Below are 19,454 nucleotides of genomic sequence, written 5' to 3'. Positions count from 1 at the left end.
GTCCTCCTCTTAAATAATTCCAGAGAATCCAAAGAACGCGATCGACATCAAAGCTGCGGTAAGCAGTACGATGGGAGTTCCCTGGAAGGACTCTGTAATATCATTATGTTCTGTTTTCTCACGCACACCTGCCATGATCACGATTGCAATGGTAAATCCGACTGCTGTCGCAAATCCATTCACCACACCCTCGAGCAGATTGTACTCTTTCTGAACGTTCGTAAGTGCAACGCCAAGCACCGCACAGTTGGTCGTGATCAGCGGAAGATAAACGCCCAGTGCATTGTAAAGCGGCGGCATTGCTTTCTTGAGAAACATCTCAACGAACTGTACCAAAGCCGCGATTACCAGAATAAATACGATCGTCTGCAAATATTCAAATCCTGTCGGCACCAGAATGAACTGATAGATCAAGCTGGTGAAAAATGACGCGATCGTAATAACGAAGATAACGGCTCCTCCCATACCTGCCGCCGTATCAATTTTCTTTGATACGCCAAGGAACGGACATATTCCCAGGAACTGGCTGAGGACTACGTTGTTTACCAGCGCAGAACCTACTGCAATAATAAGTAATTCTTTCATCTCGCACCCCTCCTATTCCTTATCCTGTCCCGTCGGGAACACTTTACCGTCACAGCCAGAGCATGAAGCACAGCCGCCTTCTGCGCAGCCCTTCGCTTTCGGTACTTCTTTACCCTTCTCTTCCAGCTTCTTCATAATCTTATTCCTTGCTGCAACAAGGAAGGCCAGCACCAGAAAGGCTCCCGGAGCCAGAATGAAGATCGTGATCGGCTCATAGAAGCTCGGCATAATCTGGAATCCAAAGACTTTGCCGGAACCGATCAGCTCTCTGACGATACCGATACAGGTAAGTCCGAAGGTAAATCCAAGGCCCATGCCAAGGCCGTCGAAAATAGACGGAATAACCGGATTCTTGGAAGCGTAGCTCTCTGCTCTTCCCAGGATAATACAGTTTACAACGATCAGTGGGATATAGAGTCCCAGTGCCGAATAAAGGCTGGGAATAAACCCTTGCAAAAGGAACTGCACCATCGTTACAAAAGACGCCACGACTACGATGAACGCCGGCATTCTGACAGAATCCGGAATGATCTTTCTGAGCATGGAAATCAGCATATTGGAAAGGACAAGTACCACGGTTGTGGAAAGTCCCATACCGATACCATTGATGGCCGAGGTGGTGACCGCCAGAGTCGGACACATACCCAGCATCATGACGAAGGTCGGATTCTCTTTGATCAAACCATTATATAATCTCTCGGTACATTTATTCATTTCCGCTACCTCCTAACGCATTCTGATAATAGCCAAGTGCCGTATTGACAGCCCCTGTCACTGCACGGGAGGTGATGGTGGCACCGCTTAAAGCATCGATTGGCTCGCCGTCGCCGCCATCTTTAGACACGTAAAAGCGCTCTGCCTTCTTCTCCGCATACTGGTTGTAGAACTTCGGCTCTTTCGCACGCATACCAAGACCTGCAGTCTCGTTGATATCCAAAATGGAGATACCATTAATCGTACCGTCATTCATGATGCCGACAGAAATCTGGATATTTCCACCGTAACCGTCCTTGTCTGTCGTAGTTACTACATATCCTGCATCACTTCCGTCAACCTTTGCCGCGTAAACTTCGTCAACGGTCGCATTCGTACCCATAGCTTCAATTGCTTTCGCCGCAGCATCTGCATCCACTTCCATTGCTTCGAAGGAATCCGCCTCCGGAAATACCTGCTGACAGGCTTCCTGCTTTGCAGCCTCCTGCGCCTTCGCGATCGGAGCCTTGGTCACCTCGTAAACGGCACCCAGGGCCAATCCGGCGATTACTGTAATTGCTGTCAGGATCAATGTATTTTTAATAATCTTATTCATTACTTCTCTCCTCCTTTACCAAATGGTTTCGGGAGAGTTACCCTCTCGATCAGCGGTACCAGAAGGTTACTGAAGATGATCGCATAGGAAACACCTTCCGCAGAGCCGCCAAAGAGACGGAACAGCCCGGTCAATACGCCCAGAATCACGCCATACACAATCTGGCCGGTCTTGGTGATCGGCGTCGTCACATAATCGGTCGCCATGAACCATGCTCCCAGCATCAGACCGCCGCCGCAAAGCTGCGCTGTCATATACTGCACATTAAAGAACCCGATACCGTCCACGAATCCGCCGAAGATTCCGATAAATAAGGCAAAGGTCACTATGTACATACCCGGGATCCGCAGGTCAATGATTCCCTTCAGAATCAGAATGATCGCTCCAATCATGATCGCAATCACAGAAGTCTCACCAATGGTTCCTCCGATATTGCCAAGCAGCATATCCATACTGTTCACACCGGAAAGCGCAGCCTGACCGCCCTCTACGTTGGCACGTATCGTCGCCAAAGGAGTCGCTCCAGACACACCATCGTATACGAACGTCGTCATTCTTCCGGTAAAGGAAATCAAAAGAAAACATCTCGCTGCAAGCGCCGGGTTCATGAAATTCTGTCCCAGACCGCCAAAAAGCTGCTTAACTACGATAATCGCAAAGATGCTTCCCAAAGGTCCCATCCAAAGCGGTGCTCCAGGCGGCATATTAAGCGCCAGCAAAAGTCCGGTCACAACCGCACTGAAATCGTCAATTGTGATGGGTTTATGCATCAGTTTCTCATAAACGTACTCCGCAAGTACCGCTGTAAGGGTGGTCAGGATCACGACCAGCCACGCATGGGTATCGCGGAAATTATAGATTCCAAAGGCTGTTGCCGGCAAAAGTGCGATCACAACCCACATCATAATATTTCCAGTGGTGTCTTTGGAACGAACATGTGGTGAAGATGATATTTTAAATTGTTCACTCACGTTGATTCACCTCTTCCTCTCATTCTTCTCTATTTCTTCTTTTTGTTCGCAAGAGCAGTCTTTCTCATGGAGCCGATTGCCTGTTTTAACTGTCTCTTCGCCGGACATACATAGCTGCATGAACCGCATTCCACGCACTCCAGGCCGTTCTGTTTTACAAAGCTCTCCTCATCGTGGCGCTCTGCAAAATCAGCCAGACGCGAGGGAATGATACGGCTCGGACAGGCCTCCACGCAGCGTCCGCAGTTGATACATGCGGTGGGCTTACATGCGGATACTTCATCTTTGCTCATGCACAGAATGGAAGAAGATGTCTTTGTGATCGGCGTATCCAGTGTATACATAGCAAATCCCATCATCGGTCCGCCTGAGATCACCTTCTCACAGCCTTCCTTCAAACCTCCTGCCGCTTCTACCAGTTCCATCTGATTGGTGCCAAAAAGCACTTTATAATTGCCCGGATTTACGACTCCGTCACCGCTGACGGTCACAACGCGCTCCATAGAGGGAATACCCTTTACGACTGCATTGTAAATGCTGATGATCGTCTCCACGTTATCTACTACACAGCCAGCGTCTGCCGGAAGCATGGTAGAATTGATCGCGCGTCCTGTGGTAGCAAAAATAAGCTGCCGCTCTGCTCCCTGCGGGTACTTGGTCATCAGCTTCTTTACTTCCATGCGCGGTTCATCTTTTACCAGCTCCTCAAGCTTTGCAATACAATCCGGTTTGTTGTCCTCAACGCCAAAAATACCTTTTGCATTGTCAAAAAGTTTCAGAATGACCTTCATGCCTTCGACCAAAAGTTCCGGAGTCTCCATCATTCTTCTGTAATCGGCTGTGATGTAAGGCTCACACTCCGCGCAGTTGGCAATGATATAGTCAATCTTATCCGGCTCCTTCGGGGAAAGCTTTACACGGGTGGGGAACCCGGCTCCGCCCATTCCAACGATACCTGCATCGCCGATCCGGCCAAGTATCTCCTCCTTGCTCATCTCATTAATAGGTTTCACTGGCATGTAAGCGGCCTCTTCATACTGCCCATCGTTCTCGATCACGATGGAATTCACCTTCGCTCCCGTCGGGTTCACATGCGGTTCGATCGCCTTCACCGTCCCGGAAACAGAGGAATAAATCGGTGCGGAAACAAAACCTCCCGCCTCCGCGATCTTCTGTCCTTTCAGAACACGGTCACCTTTTTGTACTATCGGATTGGCCGGTGCTCCGATATGCTGGGAGAGAGGATATACCAGATTCCCTTTAGGCAGCAGCTCTACAATGGCTTTGTCCTTTGCAAGGCTTTTTCCGTCATTCGGGTGCACTCCGCCTTTAAATGTCAAAAGTCCCATCTTTTCTTCCTTCCTTCCTTTAATCTCTTCTTATAACTATACATAAATCTGTGGCAAAAATCCAGCAATCTGCCACAAAATATTGTATATTTTGTAATACAGCCCGTCGTTTTTTTAACGCTTTTTCAAACATATTTGGCACCCGATATAAAGGTCTGCTTACCCTTTACCCCGGTATGCATACAATAAAAATGGGAGATCTCATTGATCCCCCACTTCCTAATCCTGCTTACTCTTCAACCATTTCCTCTGCCGGCTGCTGCGGTTCAGCAGTCTCGAGAGCCTTCATGCTCAGGCTGATCTTCTTCTCAGCCTCATTCAGATCTACTACCTTAGCAGTAATCTCCTGTCCTACAGAAAGCACATCTGACGGTTTCTCAACGTGTGCTCTGGAAATCTGAGATACATGGAGAAGTGCGTCAACGCCCGGTGCCAGTTCAACGAATGCGCCGAAATCTGTCATTCTTGCAACTCTTCCTGTTACTTCCTTGCCGACTGCATAATCCTCCGCTGCATTCACCCACGGATTCGTCTCCGGGAACTTCAGGCTAAGGGCGATCTTGGTATCACGGATATCTTTTACAAGGACCTTCAGAGTCTCACCAACGGTGAAGACCTTCTTCGGATTCTCAACTCTGCCCCATGACATCTCGGAGATGTGAAGCAATCCGTCTACTCCGCCTAAATCAATAAATGCGCCAAAATCTGTTATATTCTTAACAGTTCCTTCTACCGTATCGCCAATCTGCAGCTTCGCAAAAAGTTCTTTCTGTTTCTCTACTCTCGCTGCGACCAGAAGTTGTCTTCTGTCACCGATGATGCGGTTTCTTCTCGGATTGAATTCACTGATCACGAACTCAATCTCCTGATCTTTATACTTGGATAAATCCTTCTCATAAGTATCAGATACCAGGCTTGCCGGAATAAATACTCTGGCCTCCTCGACAACTACGCTTAAGCCCCCGCCAAGAATCTGGGTTACCGGTGCTTTCAGAACTTCTTTGTTCTCGAATGCCTCGCGAAGTCTTTCGTTGCCTTTCTCAGCAGCCAGCCTTCTGTATGTAAGAAGAACCTGTCCCTCTCCGTCATTCACCTTCAGAACTTTCACGGTCATAGCATCACCTACGGAAACAACCTTCGTCAAATCTACACCGGATTCATTCGTATACTCGCTTCTTGTAATGATACCGTCTGCCTTGTACCCTATATTCAAGATGATTTCATCTGGTTTTACATCGATTACAGTACCATCTACAACCTCTCCGTTATGGATTGTTTTAAAAGATTCTTCTAACATTTGCTCAAAAGTTAATTCTGACATAATTTTGAACCTCCTCAATTATAATATTGGGCGTGGATGCCCCTGCTGTAATACCTACTGTTTCCACGGACCTTAATTGATTCGTATCCAAATCGCCAAGTGTCTGTATATAGTACGTATTGTTACATGCGTTCTTGCATATTTCAAATAGCTTTTGGGTATTGGAACTATGCTTGTCACCAATCACAATCATAGCATCCACCACTCCTGCAATCCTTCCCGCCTCTTCCTGACGTTCCTTCGTTGCATTGCAAATCGTATTTAAAACACTTATATCATAACCCTTTTTAGAAATAATTTCAACTAAATCTTTGAATTTATTGTAATTAAATGTCGTTTGCGCCACGATACAAAGATGCGTCGCCACTGATTTCTCCCTCTCGCCCTCTGTTCCGGCGTCCTGCGGCAGAACAAAAGCCTCTGCCTCCTCCAGGGAATTCAGTACGGTAACCGCCTCTCCAGCCCAGCCTCTGATCCCCTGCACTTCCGGATGCTCCGGATTCCCGATGATCAGAACATGGCTTCCCTTCCTTCCTTCTTCCTCCACGATACGGTGGATCCGTTTTACAAAGGGGCAGGTCGCATCCACATATTCAATTCCTTTTTCTTTCAGCCTGGCGCAGATTCTTCTGGGAACTCCATGAGAACGGATGATTACTTTTCCATCCTTCAGATTTTCCAACTCTTCCTCACTTCGCAATACCCGGACTCCATGCTTTTCCAGATCCTTCACTACCTCTTCATTGTGAATGATCGGTCCATAGGTGTAGATTTGTTTGCTGCCACCTTCTTCCACCTGCTCATACACGGTTTCCACTGCGCGCTTTACCCCAAAACAAAAGCCGGCGCTTTTTGCGCGGATCACTTCCATCCTTTTTACTCTCCTTTTCTCTCATAATATATTCGAACACTTGATTATCCCTGGTAATCCAAAAAGGGGAGGCCTTGTCTGGAACATGCTCCGGACACAGCCTTCCCTATTCTATTCAATATACAATTGTTCTACCAGTATCTTCTGTACCAGGGATTACCGTAGACCTTCTGCACCTTTACCACATCTCCCGGCTGGGGTGCATGAATCATCTGGCCATTGCCTATGTAAATACCAACATGTCCTACATAACATACAATATCTCCCGGCTGCGGATTCGATACTGCTTTTCCACCGGCGCCCTGCGGTCCGGAGGTTCTGGGAATTGAAATTCCTGCAACACGGTGACAATACTGGGTAAGTCCGGAACAATCAAGTCCTTTTCCAGGAGATGTCCCGCCCCATACATACGGCGTACCAATCTGCCCCCACGCTGCACTCACAATTGCAGACGCTACAGAAGTATTCCCAGTGTTTGATGAATTGGAAGTGTTATTAGTCGGCGTATTGGATGGCTTCTCGGTCGATGTACTATTGTTATTATTACTGCTATTGTTATTATTATTGGTGTTGTTATTATTCGTCGGGCTTGTACTATTACCTGTCTGATTGTTCGTAGTCGTATTATTGGAAGAATCTCCATTCGTATTGGAATTTGAGTTTTGATTATTTCCCGTATTCGTCTGACTCTGGCTGGCTTTCTCACGCTCTTCCTTCTCGCGCGCCTCTTTTTCTGCCTGTTCACGCTCTCTTCTGGCCTTCTCCTCAGCTTCCCTCGCAGCCGCTTCCACTGCTGCCTGGAACTGCTGGTCAAGGTCTGCAACCTCTGCCTGTTTCGCAGAAAGGGTAGCGTTCAGGGAAGTCTGCTGTGCCGTAAATTCTTTCTGTGTCTTTTCCAGTTCTTTTTCTTCCTTCTCCAGCTTGTCCTTCAGGGACGCGATTTCCTCTTTCGTCTTTACATATTCTTCCAGCTGTTTTCTATCATAATTATGTACGCTCTGAACATATTCAGCCTGACTTAAAAGTTCGCTGATACTGCCGGACTTAGTAATCCTCTCCAACGCAGTATTGTTGCCTTCCTCATACATATATTTAATTCGCAGCTTCATATCCTCATACTGCTGCTTTTCTTTTTCCTCCGCTGCCGCAAGATCTTCGGTCGCTTTGCTGATCTCCTCACCTTTTTCAATCAACTTTTCTTCCAGGTCATTGATCTTGGTCAGCACTGCCGTCAATTCTGACTGCAGGGAATTCACCTGACTCTGCGCCGCATCACGTTGTTTCTTGATCGCATCTGCATCCGGTGCCGCCGCTACCGTAGTTGCGAAAAAAGAACTCATAACAAGTGATGCTATGAGCGTACGGAAATACCTATTCTTCATAACTTTACCTGCCTTATTCAATATTTATATGCCCCCACATATTTGCTTTAAGCATACACCACATTTCGCTTTATTTCAACCCCTTTTTCCTATTTCCAACAATTTCCGTTCTATCTTGCCATGCATCTTCTATATATAGTGTAAGAAAGACGAAGGCCACTACAAATAGCCTTCGTCTCATTACACAAACTCTAGTTTACCAATATCTTCTGAACCAGTGCGGTGCATAATTTATATTCGTATAGCAAACCGACTGCCCCGGCTGCGGTGCATGAATCATCTGACCGCCGCCCACATAAATTCCCACATGTCCGACATAACATACAATATCTCCCGGCTGTGGATCTGATACAGCGCGTCCACCACCTCCGATTGAAGCAGATGAATGATCCACATAGACACCGATTGCCTGTAAGGCTCTCATAACAAGTCCCGAACAATCAATACCGGAATGGCTGCTGCCTCCATACACATAAGGCGTACCCAGATATGCCTGTGCCGCGCTCACCACTGCACTTCCACTGCCACTGCTTGAAGGCGGTGTATAGTCATCTCCACTGTTATCATTGCTTCCGCCAACATCGTATGAGCCTTGATCACTGCTGTCGCCAGAACTGTCATTATTCTGGTTGATTGTATTCTCATTCTTCTTTTTCGCTTCTTCTTCCTGCCTCTTCTTGGCCTCTGCTTCCTCTCTTGCCTTCTTGGCAGCTGCCTCAGCCGCCTTCTGAAGCTGTACTTCCAAATCCGCCACTTCCGCCTGCTTAGCAGTCAGCGTGCTGTTAAGGCTTGTCTCTTCCTTCTTATACTCTTCCTGCATCTGCTCCATATCAGCCATCTCTTTTTCCAGAGATGCCTTCAGGTCCGCAATCTGTTTCTTCGTCTCTACGTATTCCTGAAGCATCTGACGGTCATAGCTATGTATATCCCTCACATATTCGGCCTTGTTCAAAAGCTCTGTAAAATCGCTCGACGACATCAGAGCCTCCACCATACTGCCGTTGCCTTCTTCATACATATATTTGATTCGCAGCTTCATATCTTCATACTGCTGTTTTTCTTTGGCTTCGGCTGCCGCAAGATCCTCCTCGGCTTTGCTGATGTCCTGTCCTTTTTGAACCAGATCCTTTTCCAGCTTACTCATCTTTTCTAAAAGTGCCTGTAACTCCTGCTGAAGTGCGTTCACCTCGCTCTGCGCTTCCTGTTTGCTCTCCTTTAAGTCGTCAACGCTTGGTTCCGCGCAAACGGGTGTAACGATCATCGCACTTGTAAGTAATGATACCAGCACTGTTCTTCCAAATTTTTTCATATTCCACCTGTCCCAATGTAAAAATTTACTAAGTGTTTACCTTTCTTGATTATAAAACATATCTCAACAAATTGCAATGTTTTTTAATATTTTCGTAACATTTTACATAATCTTTTTTCTTCAAATACCACTATATCTATTATTCTTACTTTTCTCACCTCAATATTTATGATAAACTATTCTCATAGGGAAGAACTACAGCAGCCATTTTCTCCGGCTGACATTTTTTAATAGGAAGAAAGGAGATCACTTTTATGAATTTTACATTTAACCACAACAATCTGAACGTGCTGGATCTGGACAAATCCATCCGTTTTTATCAGGAAGCTCTTGGACTTAAGGTGCTCCGCGAAAAGGAGGCTGCGGACGGCAGCTTCAAGCTCGTGTTTTTAGGCGACGGGACTACACTGCATCAACTCGAGCTGACCTGGCTTAAGGAAATGGACCGGCCATACGACCTTGGTGACAACGAATTTCACCTTGCCTTCACCGTAGATGATATGGAGGCGGCTCTCGCCCATCATAAAGAAATGAATTGTGTCTGCTTCGAGAATCCCTCTATGGGAATTTACTTCATCGAAGATCCCGACGGTTACTGGATAGAAATCGTGCCAGCCAGATAAGTCTATACCTTATCTGGCTGAACGCCAGGCTACTGCACAGACAGATTCGTATATCCCATCAGATCCATATCCACCTGGCAGGCTGCCTCTCTTCCTTCCCGGATTGCCCACACGACCAGGGACTGGCCCCTGTGCATATCACCGGCAGTAAAAATATTGGGCTGATTCGTCTTATAGGCTCCCGGCAGTGTTTTCACATTGATCCGCTCATTTACTTCCACCCCAAAGGCCTTCGTCACATACTCCTGGCTTCCGAGAAATCCCGCTGCAATCAGTACAAGATCCACTTCTACCGTATACTCGCTGCCCGGAATCTCTGCCATTTTCATACGCCCGGTCTTCTCATCTTTTCGGCTCTCCAGCTTCACAAGAACAGCCTTTACCAGGTTTCCATCTTTATCTTTGACAAATTCCTTGACCGTAGTCTGGTACACTCTCGGATCATGCCCCCAAAGTGCGATTGCCTCCTGCTGACCATAGTCCGTCTTACAGACTCTGGGCCACTCGGGCCAGGGATTCGTCTCCGCTCTCTGCTCCGGAAGTTTTGGCATCATCTCAAGCTGCAGGACCGACTTTGCCCCGTGACGAATGGACGTTCCCACACAGTCGTTCCCAGTATCGCCGCCTCCGATCACCATGACCTTCTTCCCCTTTGCGGAAATATATTCCCCATCCTCCAGGTTCATCTCGTGATTCCAGAGACATTTTGTCGTTGACTTCAGAAAGTCCACCGCAAAATAGATTCCCTTTGCGTCTCGTCCCGGCACCTTGATATCCCTTGGATTCGCTGCACCGCAGGCAAGAATGATCCGGTCAAATTCTTTTAATATAGAAGAAACCTTCACATCTTTTCCCACATCGCAGCCCGTGCGAAATACGATTCCTTCCTCCTCCATCACGGCGATTTTCCGGTCAACGATCTGCTTTTCCAGCTTCATATTCGGGATCCCGTAGCGGAGCAAGCCTCCCGGCCGGTCCTCCCGCTCAAACACGGTCACCAGATGTCCTCTTTTATTCAGCTGGTCAGCCGCCGCAAGTCCTGCGGGGCCGGAGCCTATTACCGCCACCTTCTTTCCGGTGCGCACCTTCGGAGGGTTCGCTTTCGCATACCCCTTCTCATACGCATTTTCAATAATCCCATATTCATTTGCCTTCGTAGACACCGGTTCATCGTGCAGGTTGCAGGTACACGCCGCCTCGCAGAGCGCCGGGCATACCCGGGAGGTAAATTCCGGGAAATTGTTGGTCTTCACCAGCCGATAATATGCCTCTTCCCAGTTTCCGTGATAAATCAGGTCGTTCCATTCCGGCACCAGATTGTGAAGCGGGCAGCCGCTTGCCATACCGGCGATCATCTGTCCGGCCTGGCAGAACGGAACGCCGCAGGACATGCAGCGCGCCCCCTGTATTTCCTGCTCTTCCTTCGATAAAGGCGTATGGAATTCCCGGAAATGCCTGATCCTTTTCATGGCGTCTTCCGCAGCCTGATCCTTCCTGTTATAATCCATAAATCCAGTCGCTTTTCCCATTTTTCCGCCTCCTATCTTTCATTTTTGATCGCGTAGAACGCTTCGATTTTTGCCTGCTCGCTTCCCATGCCCTGTTCTTCCATCTGCAGGATCCTGGTCAGCATCTTCTCGTAGTCATGGGGAATGATCTTCTTAAATTTCGGAAGATACTCTGTAAAATGGTTCAGCACTTCTTTTCCTATGGCAGAATTGGTATTCTTCACATGCTCCTCAATCATTTCCTTCAGTTCCAGAACATCATATTTGGAGGTGACATGCTCAATATTTACCATCTGTTTATTGACCTTCGTATAAAGATTGCTGTCCAGATCCAGTACATAGGCCACGCCGCCGCTCATACCTGCCGCGAAATTCTTGCCGGTCTTTCCGAGAATGGCCACACGTCCGCCTGTCATATACTCACAGCCGTGGTCTCCCACTCCTTCCACTACCGCGGTGGCCCCGGAATTCCGCACGCAGAATCTTTCACCTGCCACGCCGCTGATAAATGCTTTCCCGCTGGTCGCCCCGTATAGAGCAACGTTTCCTATAATAATGTTTTCGTTCGGTTTATACTTGATACCGGTCGGTGGGTACACGATTAGTTTTCCACCCGAAAGTCCCTTGCCGAAGTAGTCATTGCTGTCACCAGTCAGTTCCAGCGTAAGGCCGCCCGGGATAAAAGCGCCGAAGGACTGGCCGCCCGCCCCCTTGCATTTCAGCACATAGCTGTCCTCCGGAAGACCCTCCGGATATCTGCGGGTGATCTCGGAGCCGAAAATCGTTCCAAAGGTACGGTCCACATTGGACACATCAATCTCCATACTTCTCTTTAGTCCCTTTTCCAGCGAAGGCAGAAGTTCCTTGACCAGCACCCGCTCATCTAACGTTTTCTCCAGTTCAAAGTCAAATACCTTCTTCGGATTAAAGGTCCTTCCCTTCGTGTCCTTCGCAAAAGGATTATCCAGAATCCGGCTAAGATCCAGCGTAGCGGCACGTTTCGAGGTCGGCACCTCCTTTACCTTCAGGAAATCCGTGCGGCCTACCATCTCATCGACCGTGCGCACGCCCAGCCTTGCCATATATTCCCGGAGCTCCTCTGCGATAAAACGCATAAAGTTGATCACGTATTCCGGCTTGCCGCTGAAACGCTTCCTGAGCTCCGGATTCTGGGTAGCCACACCCACCGGACAGGTATCCAGGTTGCAGACGCGCATCATGACGCAGCCCATGGTCACAAGCGGTGCCGTGGCAAATCCAAACTCCTCCGCTCCCAAAAGGGCGGCGATCGCCACATCTCTTCCGCTCATCAATTTACCGTCTGTCTCGATGCGGACTCTTTCTCTAAGGCCGTTCTGGATCAGAGTCTGGTGGGTCTCCGCAAGTCCCAGCTCCCAGGGAAGTCCTGCATTATGGATGGAGCTTCTTGGAGCCGCGCCCGTACCGCCGTCATAACCGGAGATCAGCACCAGACCTGCTCCTGCCTTTGCCACGCCGGCAGCGACGGTTCCCACGCCGGCCTCAGATACCAGCTTCACGGAAATCCTCGCATCTTTATTTGCATTCTTGCAGTCGTAAATGAGCTGCGCCAGATCTTCGATCGAATAGATATCGTGGTGCGGTGGCGGCGAAATCAGGCCCACGCCGGGAGTGGAATGCCGTGTCTTTGCGATCCAGGGATATACCTTCCCGCCCGGCAGGTGCCCGCCCTCGCCTGGTTTTGCTCCCTGCGCCATCTTGATCTGAATCTCTTTGGCACTCACCAGGTACCGGCTTGTCACGCCGAATCTTCCGCTTGCCACCTGTTTGATGGCAGAACAGCGGTCGCTGTCCAGACGTTCGATATCCTCTCCGCCCTCCCCGCTGTTGGATTTCCCGTGCAGGGCGTTCATGGCAAGGGCCAGCGTCTCATGCGCCTCCTTGGAAATGGAACCGTAAGACATGGCTCCCGTCTTAAACCGGGTCACAATGGAGTCCACACTTTCCACCTGGGAAATCGGAATCCCTTTTTTCGGGAAATTGAAATCCATCTGTCCGCGCAGGGTGATGCCCTGGGACTCCTCATCTACCATCTTTGTATACTGTTTGAACATACCGTAATCGCCGCGCCTTGTGGACTGCTGCAGCATATGAATGGTACGCGGATTGTAGAGATGTTTCTCCCCTCCGCTCTTGGATTTGTGCTGTCCTACACTGTTCAGTGTCATATCTGCCGCCAGCCCCAGCAGGTCAAACGCCTCCATGTGGCGCGCCATATAATCGCCGGCGATCTCCTCAATACCGATACCGCCCACCCGGCTTACCGTTCCGGTAAAATATTTTTCTATAAAGCTCTCTTTTAGTCCGATGGCCTCAAAGATCATAGAGCCCTGATAAGACTGAATCGTTGAAATCCCCATCTTGGAGGCGATCTTCACGATGCCGCCAAGCACCGCCTGATTGTAATCCTCAACCGCCGCATAGTAATCCTTTTGCAGCATACCGGCGTCAATGAGCTGTTTGATCGACTCATGGGCAAGATATGGATTGATCGCAGAAGCGCCATATCCCAGAAGGGTCGCAAAATGATGTACCTCCCGTGGTTCCCCGGTCTCCAGGATCATAGCGACTGCCGTCCGTTTCTTTGTGCGCACCAAATGCTGATGCACAGCGGAGGTAGCAAGGAGCGACGGCATGGCAATATGATATTCATCGACGCCCCGGTCACTTAAGATCAGGATATTTGCCTGCTCCCGAATTGCGCGGTCCACCTGAATGAACAGGTATTCAATCGCCTTTTCCAGGCTGGAATTCTTAAAGTAGGTCGTAGAAATCTCTGTACATTTGAAACCATCTACCTTCATATTCCTGATCTTCATCAGATCCGTGTTCGTCAGGATAGGATTGTTAATCTTAAGTACATGGCAGTTCTCCTCCTTTTCTTCCAGGAGATTTCCGTCTCTTCCCACGTAAACGCTGGTGGAGGTCACGACCTTCTCACGGATCGCGTCGATCGGCGGATTGGTCACCTGGGCAAAGAGCTGTTTAAAATACCCGAAAAGCGGCTGATGCTTCTCGGAAAGCACGGCGAGCGGGGCGTCGATGCCCATGGCGTCAATGCTTTCGCTGCCATTCATCGCCATTTTCAAAATGGAATTATTCACCTCTTCATAGGAATACCCGAAGGCCTTCTGCAGTTTCTGGCACTCCTCCTTCGTGTAGGATGGCACCTTCTGATTCGGGATCTTCAGATCGTACAGGTTCACAAGGTTGCTGTCAAGCCACTCTCCGTAAGGCTGCGCCGAGGCATAGGATTCCTTTAGCTCGTCATCGTCGATGACCTTGCCCTTTATCGTGTCCACCAGCAGCATTTTGCCGGGGTGCAGACGTTCCTTGACCAAGATCTTATCTGCCGGAATATCCAGAACTCCCACCTCGGATGACAAAATCAATGTGTCATCGTCCGTGATATAATAACGGGAAGGTCTCAGGCCGTTCCGGTCAAGCACCGCTCCCATATAATCCCCGTCGGAGAACAGGATCGACGCCGGGCCGTCCCATGGCTCCATCATGGTTGCATAATACTGGTAGAAATCCTTGATTTTCTGGGACATGGTCTGGTTGTTCGCCCATGGCTCCGGTATGGAGATCATCACCGCCAGAGGCAGCGGCATTCCGCTCATCACCATGAATTCCAGCGCGTTATCCAGCATGGCGGAATCGGAACCGGAACTATTGATGGCCGGAAGGACTTTATACAACTCGCCCTTTAAATGCTCCGACTCCATATTTTCCTCTCGGGCCTGCATCTTATCCGCATTTCCGCGAATCGTATTGATCTCTCCGTTATGTACGATATAACGGTTCGGATGCGCTCTCTCCCAGCTCGGATTCGTATTCGTGCTGAATCTGGAATGTACCACCGCAATAGCGGACTCATACTCCGGGCTTTGCAGATCATCGAAGAACTTCCGAAGCTGCTTTACCAGAAACATTCCTTTATACACAATGGTCCGGCTGGAAAGAGATGCCACATACGTGTCGTCGCTGCTCTGCTCAAAGATTCTTCGCACCACGTAGAGGCGGCGGTCAAAATCCAGTCCCTTCTCCACCTTCCCGGGACGCTCAATAAATCCCTGCATGATGCACGGCATACACTCTACCGCTTTCTTTCCCAAGATCTCCTGATGAATCGGGACCTCTCTCCAGCCGAGGAACTTAAGTCCCTCTCTTTTGGCGATCACCTCAAAAATCTTCTTCGCCTGGTTCCGCTTTAACTCATCCTGCGGGAAGAAAAACATGCCCACACCATAATCTCTCTCAGAACCTAAAAAGATGCCGAGGGGTTGACAGACTTTGGTGAAAAACCTGTGTGAAATCTGTAACAGAATTCCAACACCGTCTCCTGTCTTCCCTTCGGCATCCTTGCCGGCTCTATGTTCTAAGTTTTCTACAATCTTAAGCGCGCTCACCACTGTCTCATGGCTTTTCTGGCCTTTGATGTTCACCACCGCGCCGATTCCGCAGTTGTCATGCTCGAAAAGCGGGCTGTACAAACTGCTTACCCTATTCTTTTTTTCACTACCCATAGACTCTGCCCTTTCTGATAATCTCATCATAGTATAATATATGTCGCCAGACATTATACCTGCGCATCGATTTCTCACCTGCACTTTATGATTTTTCACTATACAACATTTTTCTGTTATTGTAAATAGGAAATTTCGCCTAAATTGTCTGATTGTTTTCGTTTTTAATTGTTTGTTTTGTATTGTCAGACATTTTCGGATTTCTACACCAAATATATATCTTTTGTTTCCACACTATTCTGCAATTTATAGTGTTCACTTCCCGAAAGACTCCTTATTTTTCTTTTTGTAAAATAATGTAGGGGTCAAAATGCCTTTTGACCCCATAACATACGAATTATTCCTGCATTTCTATTCTCCTCAAATTCGCTCAGTTTTCTACGAAAAATGGCTACGGATTTCCGCCTCTTTTCCTTTCAGCGATCCCTGCACCATCTCCGGCTTTCCGCCTCCACGTCCCGCAAAAGCCTCATTCAGAGCTTTGCCAAAGGGCCGCACGTCCTCTGTTTTACTGCCGAGCACATAGCGGTACCCTTCTGCATCATTTCCCGTAAACACGCCACAGATTCCGACGCCCCTACTAAGCGCCAGATTCATCAGTTCCCGCAGGGCGCCGCCATCTAAATCGTCCTCGAACAGGCATACCTTCCTCGTATTCTCCGGAATCTCCTTCACTTTGCACAGGAACACCTCATGAAGCAGGCTGACCCCTCGTCGCTTTTGCTCCGCAACCTCTTCCTTCAGATGCTCTACCGCTTCGGCAATCTTCTCCTCCTTCGAGGACAGACTCTGCATGATGGCTTTTACGCTCTCCTCTTTCGCACGGTAATCCATGAGCGCACGCAGACCGCAGACCATCGTAATCCGCACGCCGCCCTTATAATTCTGCATATGAATAAACTTGACAAGCCCGATCTCCCCGGTATGGCTGACATGGGGAGCACAGCAGGCGCACACATCCACGCCCGGAATCGTCACGATCCGCACCTGTCCCTCAATCTCGATCTTGCTTCGATAATCCAAGGCTTCCAGTTCTTCTCGGGAAGGATAGGTCACCTCCACCGGAAGATTTGCAAATACCACCTGATTGGCAGCCAGCTCGATCTCTGCCAGCTCCTCTTTCGTAATGGGACCGCTCAAATCCAGCGTACAGACCTCCTCGCCTAAGTGAAAGCCCACATTGTCATACCCGAATCTTCCATGGATCAGGCCGGATACAATGTGCTCTCCGGTATGCTGCTGCATTCTGGAAAACCGTGTTTCCCAGTCAATCCTGCCGGACACCTGCGCACCTGCCCAAAGCTCCCCATCCGTCAAATGGATGATCTGCTCTCCCTCTTCTCTCACATCCAGCACACGCACATTTCCCAGGCTTCCTGTATCTGCCGCCTGCCCGCCGCCCTCAGGAAAAAAGGCAGTTCTGTCAAGAACTACCTCATACTTCTCCCCGACCGGCTGACAGGAAAGAACGTGCGCCTCAAATTCCCGCATATGACTGTCGTCATAGAATAATCGCTTCGTCATAGCCGCTCCTTTCCGTACCTTCCCGCTACATACGTTCCGGCGCCTCAAAGCCCAAAAGATCAATGCAGACATTCAAAATATCTCTCACCAGCTTCAAAAGCGCAATATAACTCTTCTGTTTCGTCTCGTCCTCCTCTGACAAAATCTTCGTCTCATGATAAAAATGATTAAATGCATTTGCCAGGTCATAAATATACGCACAGATCTTGTGCGGCGCCAGCTCCTCATAGGCCGCCTGCATCATAGTGCCAAATCTCGCAACCTCCAGCATCAGCTCCTTCTCGCTTTCCGCCTTCGCCTCCGTGATCAGGGTATCATCAAGACTCTTTCCCGTCTCCGCGTATTTCTTCAAAATGGACTTGATACGCACGATCGTATACAAAATATACGGTCCTGTATTTCCCTCAAAAGAGGTGAAACGATCCACGTCGAAAATGTAATCCTTCGATGCCTGATTCGACAGATCTCCGTATTTGATCGCCGCCATTCCAACCATCTTCGCTGTATTTGCCGCCTCTTCTTCTGCCACGGTACGGTTGTCCGCGATCTTCTCATACATCTTCCCGGTAATATCCGCGATCAGATGCTCCAGACGCATCACGCCGCCTTCCCTGGTCTTGAAGGGCTTGCCGTCCTTTCCGTTCATGGTGCCAAACCCTAAAAAGGTCAGTTTCATATCATTGGGAACGATTCCCGTCTTCTTCGCGCAACGGAATACCTGAACAAAATGCAGCTCCTGCCTCTTGTCCACCACATAGATCACCTCGTCCGGCTGATACAGCTTCTGGCGCTCCACAAGCGTCGCCAGATCCGTCGTGTCATAGAGAGCTGCGCCGTCAGATTTGAGGATCATACAGGGCGGAATCTCCTTCGTGTCGTCCGGTTCCTTCACATCTACTACCAGAGCGCCCTCGTCCAGATGCGCGTAGCCTTCGTCCTTTAATCTCTGCACCATGTCCGGAATATATTTCTGCGCGTCCGCCTCTCCCTTCCAGAGATCGAACTCCACATTCAGATTCTGATAATTCTTCTTTAAATCTGCAACAGAAACACGCATGATGTGATTCCAGATCGCCCGATATCCCGGTTTCCCGTTCTGGAGCTGGAAGGTCGCCTCAAGCGCTTCCTCCCGGTATTCTTCGTGTTCCTTCGCATAAGCGGACGCTGCCGGATAGATCTCCTCCAGATCACCGATGGTAAACGGCGCTTCCTCGGGATATTCTCCGATAAACGCCTCGTCAAAATACGGCAGATCCGGCTGTCTCTTCCTCAGCTCCGTAATGATCAGTCCCATCTGATATCCCCAGTCGCCCAGGTGGATATCGCCTGTCACCTGATTCCCCATAAAACGGGTGATCCGTTTCACACTCTCTCCGATGATGGCAGAACGCAGATGCCCAACATGCAGGGGCTTCGCCACATTCGGCCCGCCGTAGTCAATGATGATCGTCTTCGGCTCGGATACCATCTCGACTCCCAGCTTCTCCTCAGATGCCATCTGATTCAGATACTCAGCCACAAAAGCAGGGTTCGTTTTCAAATTAATAAATCCGGGCTTTACTGCCTGTGCCTCGCGGATGCTTCCTTCCCCCGCGAGCCGTGCCACCACTTCCTCCGCGATTATGATCGGCGCTTTATGATATTTCTTCGCGCCGGCCATGGCACCGTTGCACTGGTATTCACACAGATCCGGCCGGTTGGACAAATTCACCTTTGCCAGCTCCCTGTCGTACCCCGCCTCCTCAAAAGCCTGCGCCAGTTCTTCTGAGATCAAGTCCATAATCTTTTTCATAGTCAGTTCCCTCTTTATCTTTTCATCTTTTCTTTTTGCGATTTTTAAGGATACGGCCTACACTCCCATATTCTGCCGCCGCAGTCCTATACTTCCTAATTATATCCAAAACTGTTTCCCAGTGCAACAAGTAATCGCAGATATCTGCATGATATCGGTATAACGGTATGGCATCTATGTGATACCGGCATGGCAGCATAATACCATCAAGGTAAATTACAATTCAAGATTCGATAATATCGTCAAGATTCAGATACTAGGCACATCTTAAAATATCATCCTTCTTTGCTATTGACAATTTCCTCCCGGCGTCGTAATATTGTATTATAACACTAATACAAT

14 protein-coding genes are annotated in these 19,454 nt (G+C 48.9%); 1 reads left to right on the top strand and 13 read right to left on the bottom strand.

Annotated elements, in window-relative coordinates:
- Positions 1–9 precede the first annotated feature (9 nt).
- From ABXS75_10385 to ABXS75_10345, 9 genes are all read right to left on the bottom strand, one after another.
- Positions 10–585 (bottom strand): electron transport complex protein RnfA, encoded by a 576-nt coding sequence (locus ABXS75_10385; GenBank protein ID XCP83494.1) that lies wholly within the window; start codon positions 583–585, stop codon positions 10–12.
- A gap of 12 nt (positions 586–597) precedes the next feature.
- Positions 598–1,299, bottom strand: coding sequence for an electron transport complex subunit E (locus ABXS75_10380; protein ID XCP83493.1), 702 nt, complete (start codon positions 1,297–1,299; stop codon positions 598–600).
- Complete coding sequence (locus tag ABXS75_10375; GenBank protein ID XCP83492.1) at positions 1,292–1,894, bottom strand: RnfABCDGE type electron transport complex subunit G; 603 nt, start codon at positions 1,892–1,894, stop codon at positions 1,292–1,294. The genes ABXS75_10380 and ABXS75_10375 overlap by 8 nt, the downstream gene beginning before the upstream one ends.
- Entirely contained in the window at positions 1,894–2,865 is a 972-nt protein-coding gene (locus ABXS75_10370; GenBank protein XCP83491.1) for an RnfABCDGE type electron transport complex subunit D, read from the bottom strand. Before ABXS75_10370 ends, ABXS75_10375 begins: the two co-directional genes overlap by 1 nt.
- A 29-nt stretch (positions 2,866–2,894) precedes the next feature.
- Positions 2,895–4,214: an electron transport complex subunit RsxC gene (gene rsxC / locus ABXS75_10365; protein ID XCP83490.1), complete on the bottom strand. Its 1,320-nt coding sequence runs from the start codon at positions 4,212–4,214 to the stop codon at positions 2,895–2,897.
- Between the two features lie 229 nt (positions 4,215–4,443).
- Entirely contained in the window at positions 4,444–5,535 is a 1,092-nt protein-coding gene (rpsA, locus tag ABXS75_10360) for a 30S ribosomal protein S1 (GenBank protein XCP83489.1), read from the bottom strand.
- Entirely contained in the window at positions 5,516–6,406 is an 891-nt protein-coding gene (ispH, locus tag ABXS75_10355; GenBank protein XCP83488.1) for a 4-hydroxy-3-methylbut-2-enyl diphosphate reductase, read from the bottom strand. The genes rpsA and ispH overlap by 20 nt, the downstream gene beginning before the upstream one ends.
- A 131-nt stretch (positions 6,407–6,537) precedes the next feature.
- The gene (locus ABXS75_10350; GenBank protein ID XCP83487.1) at positions 6,538–7,788 is read right to left on the bottom strand and encodes an NlpC/P60 family protein; all 1,251 of its coding nucleotides are present in this window, start codon (positions 7,786–7,788) and stop codon (positions 6,538–6,540) included.
- 196 nt (positions 7,789–7,984) lie between these two features.
- Positions 7,985–9,097: an NlpC/P60 family protein gene (locus ABXS75_10345; GenBank protein XCP83486.1), complete on the bottom strand. Its 1,113-nt coding sequence runs from the start codon at positions 9,095–9,097 to the stop codon at positions 7,985–7,987.
- Positions 9,098–9,351: 254 nt separating this feature from the next.
- Between ABXS75_10345 and ABXS75_10340 the strand changes: the two genes are divergently transcribed.
- The gene (locus ABXS75_10340; GenBank protein XCP83485.1) at positions 9,352–9,720 is read left to right on the top strand and encodes a VOC family protein; all 369 of its coding nucleotides are present in this window, start codon (positions 9,352–9,354) and stop codon (positions 9,718–9,720) included.
- A gap of 29 nt (positions 9,721–9,749) precedes the next feature.
- On the opposite strand, the gene ABXS75_10335 is transcribed toward ABXS75_10340, so the two are convergent.
- From ABXS75_10335 to argS, 4 genes are all read right to left on the bottom strand, one after another.
- Positions 9,750–11,249 (bottom strand): glutamate synthase subunit beta, encoded by a 1,500-nt coding sequence (locus ABXS75_10335; protein ID XCP83484.1) that lies wholly within the window; start codon positions 11,247–11,249, stop codon positions 9,750–9,752.
- A gap of 11 nt (positions 11,250–11,260) precedes the next feature.
- Positions 11,261–15,796, bottom strand: coding sequence for a glutamate synthase large subunit (gene gltB / locus ABXS75_10330; GenBank protein XCP83483.1), 4,536 nt, complete (start codon positions 15,794–15,796; stop codon positions 11,261–11,263).
- Between the two features lie 378 nt (positions 15,797–16,174).
- Positions 16,175–17,320: an alanyl-tRNA editing protein gene (locus ABXS75_10325; GenBank protein XCP83482.1), complete on the bottom strand. Its 1,146-nt coding sequence runs from the start codon at positions 17,318–17,320 to the stop codon at positions 16,175–16,177.
- A gap of 25 nt (positions 17,321–17,345) precedes the next feature.
- Entirely contained in the window at positions 17,346–19,112 is a 1,767-nt protein-coding gene (gene argS / locus ABXS75_10320) for an arginine--tRNA ligase (GenBank protein XCP83481.1), read from the bottom strand.
- Between the last annotated feature and the right edge of the window lie 342 nt (positions 19,113–19,454).

Source organism: Roseburia hominis (assembly GCA_040702975.1).
Classification (GTDB): domain Bacteria; phylum Bacillota; class Clostridia; order Lachnospirales; family Lachnospiraceae; genus Allocoprococcus; species Allocoprococcus hominis_A.
This window is presented reverse-complemented; position numbering and strand designations above follow the sequence as displayed.

What these genes read in the sequence shown, in the direction of transcription:
- ABXS75_10385 (XCP83494.1), bottom strand. Translation starts at nt 585, where the DNA reads ATGAAAGAATTACTTATTATTGCAGTAGGTTCTGCGCTGGTAAACAAC.
- ABXS75_10380 (XCP83493.1), bottom strand. Translation starts at nt 1,299, where the DNA reads ATGAATAAATGTACCGAGAGATTATATAATGGTTTGATCAAAGAGAAT.
- ABXS75_10375 (XCP83492.1), bottom strand. Translation starts at nt 1,894, where the DNA reads ATGAATAAGATTATTAAAAATACATTGATCCTGACAGCAATTACAGTA.
- rsxC (XCP83490.1), bottom strand. Translation starts at nt 4,214, where the DNA reads ATGGGACTTTTGACATTTAAAGGCGGAGTGCACCCGAATGACGGAAAA.
- rpsA (XCP83489.1), bottom strand. Translation starts at nt 5,535, where the DNA reads ATGTCAGAATTAACTTTTGAGCAAATGTTAGAAGAATCTTTTAAAACA.
- ispH (XCP83488.1), bottom strand. Translation starts at nt 6,406, where the DNA reads ATGGAAGTGATCCGCGCAAAAAGCGCCGGCTTTTGTTTTGGGGTAAAG.
- ABXS75_10350 (XCP83487.1), bottom strand. Translation starts at nt 7,788, where the DNA reads ATGAAGAATAGGTATTTCCGTACGCTCATAGCATCACTTGTTATGAGT.
- ABXS75_10345 (XCP83486.1), bottom strand. Translation starts at nt 9,097, where the DNA reads ATGAAAAAATTTGGAAGAACAGTGCTGGTATCATTACTTACAAGTGCG.
- ABXS75_10340 (XCP83485.1), top strand. Translation starts at nt 9,352, where the DNA reads ATGAATTTTACATTTAACCACAACAATCTGAACGTGCTGGATCTGGAC.
- ABXS75_10335 (XCP83484.1), bottom strand. Translation starts at nt 11,249, where the DNA reads ATGGGAAAAGCGACTGGATTTATGGATTATAACAGGAAGGATCAGGCT.
- gltB (XCP83483.1), bottom strand. Translation starts at nt 15,796, where the DNA reads ATGGGTAGTGAAAAAAAGAATAGGGTAAGCAGTTTGTACAGCCCGCTT.
- ABXS75_10325 (XCP83482.1), bottom strand. Translation starts at nt 17,320, where the DNA reads ATGACGAAGCGATTATTCTATGACGACAGTCATATGCGGGAATTTGAG.
- argS (XCP83481.1), bottom strand. Translation starts at nt 19,112, where the DNA reads ATGAAAAAGATTATGGACTTGATCTCAGAAGAACTGGCGCAGGCTTTT.